We start from the raw sequence: 2,536 nt of genomic DNA on the forward strand, positions 1-2,536 counted from the left end.
CCGGGATGGTGCATGAGGTCGATCATCCACGGATTATACAGAAATCCATAGCAAAAGGGACTGCAAATATGCGCAGGACCAGGGCCATGACGGAAGAACAGGTCTATCAGGCACTTGAATTGGGTTTTGAAAGCGCTTCAGCTGAAATTGTTAATTCCTGTGACCTCCTGATCACAGGTGAAATGGGTGTGGGAAATACAACATCTGCCAGTGCCATATATTCTGCTGTTACCGGAATGAATCCGGAATTGATAACAGGATCCGGAGCAGGTCTTCCAGCAGATCGGGTAAAACATAAAGCCCTGATCATAAAAGAGAGCCTTGAGCTTCATAAACCAGATCCGGAAAATCCTGTAGATATTCTCTCCGCCGTCGGTGGATTTGAATTAGCGGCCATGTGTGGTGTCATGCTTGCCGGTGCTGTTCATCGCTGTGCTGTCGTTGTTGATGGTTTTATTTCAGGTGCTGCCGCTGTTCTGGCAATGAAATTTGATCCCGCAGTCCGGGATTTTCTGATATTCTCTCATCAATCCGGAGAAACAGGATTTTCTGAAGTCAGCCGAATCTTCGACATCGATCCTCTGGTCAATTTGAACATGAGACTCGGGGAAGGAACTGGAGCCGTCATGGTTCTCCCTCTCATTGAAAATGCCCTGGCATGTTATTACCAAATGGCCACCTTTGAGGAGGCTGGAGTGACCGAGGTTGTCAATGATCCGTAAACTGATCTATGCCCTCAGGTTCATGACTTCACTGCCAATCCCCTGGAATGAGAATGAAGATTTGGTACAAGTATCCCGATCTTCCGGATTGTTTCCACTCGTAGGCCTTATCATTGCCCTCTTCCTCTATGGCCTTCAGATTTTATCTTCCTGGATTTTCAATCCTCTGACTACTGCCTTCCTGCAGACCCTTGCCTGGGTCATCATGACGGGAGGGCTTCATCTGGATGGACTTTCTGATAGTATTGATGGTCTGGGGAGCCGCCAGAACAGGGATAGAACCCTTGAAATCATGAAAGACAGCCACACTGGTGCCTTTGGAGCTCTTTCTCTGATCCTCCAGATTCTTTTGAAGACCTTCTTTTGTTATGAGATCAATGAGATTGATCCATTATTGATACTCCTTGTCCCTGTCACAGGGCGATGGGGTCAATTGATCAGTATCCTTTATTTTCCCCCTGCCAGGAAGGATGGTATGGGTCACTTTTTTCAGGAACATATGAGGTTCCGGGAATTGGTTTTAGGATTTTTTACAACCCTGCTTGTATATATAGGTACGGGTAAAACCGCGATGCTTTTCATTCTGCCGGTTCATGCTCTTTTTGTATTGTTAACCAGCAGGCGTATCAGCAAAAAGCTGGGTGGTTTAACAGGAGATATTTATGGATTTATATGTGAGACTGGGGAATCTGTTGTTCTTATTATGATACCTGTGTTTTTCGCCGTAAGGCTCTATTTTTCTTTAGGATAATGACTGTATTATTTCATCCATGCCCTTTTCAAGGGATGTGAAAATGAAATCAAAGATTTCTTCTTTTTTATCTTCATCTGTTTCAAAATTGGCTATATATAACTTCTTATCAGCTATCATTCGGCTTGATCCAATGACCCCTTTGACGTTGATTTCGTAAGCTCCCACCTTCAGTCTCATATTTGAAAATGAAGAACCAACCAGCTTGTCTAGGTCTTCATCTGTAGAAAAAGACAGGGCTTTTGGACTAATATCATGCATATTTGTTGAGTATGTATCACTGTTACAGTTGAAAAGGATAGAACTAAGGATCTCATTATAATTTCCATATCGCACAAACTCTCTTTTTCCATGGGACTGAGCCTCAGTTAAAATTTTATATATATCCGTATAGACTTCTTCATCCGATCTATCAAGGGAGATATAATCCAGAATCTTATCTCCATAGCTGACTTTTTCCATAAAAAAAGAATAAACCATAAGATTTTCATACTCTTTCTTGTGAAGATCTAGATCATTAAAACTGGTGAAGTTGAAATCCTTATAAGGATAATCTGTATTGATAAAGAGTACCGAGTCAGGAAACTTTTGTAATAGAGGCAGTAGATTTTCCGTGCTGTTCAGTTTGTATATTTCAAAACCGTCCTTAAAAATACGTTTAATGATTGTTTTAAAAAAATTTTGAGGGGGATATAGAAAAAAAACTTTTTTTCCTGAATTGAAAGCCTGCATTTTATCTCCTGTAATTATAAATAGCATTCTAATAGTATAGTGAGTCTTTCTCAATCATAATTTATTTAGGCCTTTTCTTCACGGGATCATTTCAAAATTTTTTAAAATCTTCAGAATTCATTTAATGAATCCTGAAGATTCTTGTGTTACTCTTTGGATATGATCACTTTTCCACTGATTTATTTTATTTTAAATATTGTCACAGGATGCATGTCCCTTTCTCTCTTCATTCTTCTCCTTGTTTTTCGTGGACCAAGCATTTTTAAACCAGCAGCTCTCTTAATGTTTCTGTTCTGGTTCTGGCTCATGACAGAATTAGCAGAATATTTTA

General features: G+C 40.1%; 3 protein-coding genes. 2 read left to right on the forward strand and 1 reads right to left on the reverse strand.

What is annotated here, in order from left to right:
* Together PF479_RS12525 and cobS are read left to right on the forward strand one after the other, a co-directional pair.
* Positions 1-722, forward strand: a 722-nt coding sequence (locus PF479_RS12525) for a nicotinate-nucleotide--dimethylbenzimidazole phosphoribosyltransferase (RefSeq protein WP_298007079.1), incomplete at its 5' end; no start/stop codon positions are given.
* On the forward strand, positions 712-1,473 hold the full coding sequence (gene cobS, locus PF479_RS12530) for an adenosylcobinamide-GDP ribazoletransferase (RefSeq protein ID WP_298007081.1): 762 nt from the start codon (positions 712-714) through the stop codon (positions 1,471-1,473). The genes PF479_RS12525 and cobS, both read left to right, overlap by 11 nt.
* Here cobS and PF479_RS12535 read toward each other — a convergent pair.
* Complete coding sequence (locus PF479_RS12535) at positions 1,465-2,205, reverse strand: hypothetical protein (protein WP_298007084.1); 741 nt, start codon at positions 2,203-2,205, stop codon at positions 1,465-1,467. The genes cobS and PF479_RS12535 overlap by 9 nt on opposite strands.
* Between the last annotated feature and the right edge of the window lie 331 nt (positions 2,206-2,536).

This window comes from Oceanispirochaeta sp. (assembly GCF_027859075.1).
Lineage (GTDB): Bacteria > Spirochaetota > Spirochaetia > DSM-2461 > DSM-2461 > Oceanispirochaeta.

What these genes read in the sequence shown, in the direction of transcription:
- cobS (WP_298007081.1), top strand. Translation starts at nt 712, where the DNA reads ATGATCCGTAAACTGATCTATGCCCTCAGGTTCATGACTTCACTGCCA.
- PF479_RS12535 (WP_298007084.1), bottom strand. Translation starts at nt 2,205, where the DNA reads ATGCAGGCTTTCAATTCAGGAAAAAAAGTTTTTTTTCTATATCCCCCT.